This window comes from Blastocatellia bacterium (assembly GCA_035275065.1).
Taxonomy (GTDB): Bacteria; Acidobacteriota; Blastocatellia; order UBA7656; family UBA7656; genus DATENM01.
Map to the genome: position 1 here is coordinate 1 of DATENM010000074.1, position 1700 is coordinate 1700.

Below are 1700 nucleotides of genomic sequence, written 5' to 3' on the forward strand. Positions count from 1 at the left end.
TCTATCACAACGCAGTGAGATTCTTTCGACTAGACAAGAAATAAATGCCGCCGTCTAACAAGGCGTTGCAGCGGAGGCCGCGAAGCGCAGTTCTCATGCACATCGGAGTGTCACACGCGGCCCCGCTGAACGCGAGCGTTATGCCGCTTAACAGTGCGGAAGATGCGGATTAACTATGAACCAAAATCTGGAATCGCAATATGACGAAGTTATTAGTTACTTAGACCGGTACAGAGAATTTGCACAGAGAATCAGCAATCGTCTTTTCATATTTAACCCCAACTCACCTTTAAGATTCTTTGGCTTGTTAAAGGAGTTCTCAACTATTCTGAAGCAAACCAATCCCTTGAGCGGCAGAACACCTGAATTCTATAAGAGGTGGGTCTCTGATATAGCAACGGATGAAGAAAAACAGGGCGAGTTCTTTTCAATACTTGTCAGTGACTATTCAATAGATTCCCTCTGTGAGCGATTGGAGGCGCAGTTCCCGCACGTCGATTTTGGAAAGATTAAAAAGTTGCATGAGGTAAAGAAAAGCCAATTGACACGATTTAACGCGACGCAAGTGATAGGTGCTATTCTGGCTGTAGCGACAGCATTACTAAAATCAGTACCAGCAGATGTAGTGAAACAGTATATCCCCTATGAAAGGTTTGAATCATTCGTATTCTGGGTGACGGTCGTGGCGCTTACATACTTGGTACTGGTGATGTTACCGATCTGGATCAAATATAGTAAAGCTAAAAGGGTACACCAATCTGCTGGAGATGTTATGGCATACATGGTGATAAAGAGAGGAGAAAAAGGTGAATAGGCAAGTGTTGCGGTTCAGCTTCGGGGGCGGCATAACAATGCGTTGCACCGGAGCCGCCGCAGCGCAGTTCTCATGCATCCTTTGATTGCCGTTCGGCGGCCCGGTGAACGCGGGCGTTAGACGCCTGCGGCGTAAACACGCTGCAAATGTGAAGCAGAACTGGTATTGTGAAAGCGAGGTGAGAATTCTATGGAACCATCAATAACTCAGGATCAGCTCAAGGAACTTATCAAGACTGCACTGGTCGAGGTTCTTGAACAGCGGCGGGATTTGCTGCACGACGCAGTTGTGGAGGCGCTTGAAGACATCGCCCTGGTAAGAGCTATTGAGGAAGGTGCGAGCAGCGACTTGGTTGGACGAACAGAAGTGTTCAACCTCCTTGAGGGCAAAGCGTGAACGTAGAATTTAGAGCCAGCTTTGTGAAGGACCTACGCCACATCAAAAACAAAGGACTGCTGAGCCGTATTAAAGAGACAATCGAACTTGTGGAGAAAGCCCAAAGCCAACAGGGATCGCGAGCCTGAAAAGGCTAAAGGGCGGGAATAACTATTAGCGAATCCGAGTCAGCGACTATCGGCTTGGGCTAATCATCGAAGGCGATAGCGCGACCTTTGTGCGTTGTCTGAACAGAAAAGAGATATATCGGTTCTTCCCGTAAGGCGTCTAACAAGGCGTTGCACCGGAGCCGCCGCCGCGAGTTTCTCATCATTGCTGGTGAGGCCGTTCGGCGGCCCGGTAAACGCAGGCGTTAGGTGGCCTGGCCCTAGTAACAATAATGTTTCTGCTGCTAAAGAACATCCTCTTTACGGTGTTAGTCCCCGGCACGGTCGCCGTCTACCTGCCGCTGCGAGTCGTCACGCGGCCTCCCGCTGCCCTGGCCTTCGAC

At 49.6% G+C, this 1700-nt stretch carries 2 protein-coding genes; both read left to right on the forward strand.

The features are described 5' to 3' along the window. Positions 1-175: 175 nt before the first annotated feature. Positions 176-814, forward strand: a complete 639-nt coding sequence (locus VJ464_17410; GenBank protein HKQ06911.1) for a hypothetical protein — start codon at positions 176-178, stop codon at positions 812-814. A 189-nt stretch (positions 815-1003) separates the two neighbouring features. Continuing rightward, a complete protein-coding gene (locus VJ464_17415; GenBank protein ID HKQ06912.1) occupies positions 1004-1210 on the forward strand; it encodes a hypothetical protein in 207 nt (68 codons plus the stop codon). The last annotated feature ends 490 nt before the right edge of the window (positions 1211-1700 follow it).

What these genes read in the sequence shown, in the direction of transcription:
- VJ464_17410 (HKQ06911.1), top strand. Translation starts at nt 176, where the DNA reads ATGAACCAAAATCTGGAATCGCAATATGACGAAGTTATTAGTTACTTA.
- VJ464_17415 (HKQ06912.1), top strand. Translation starts at nt 1,004, where the DNA reads ATGGAACCATCAATAACTCAGGATCAGCTCAAGGAACTTATCAAGACT.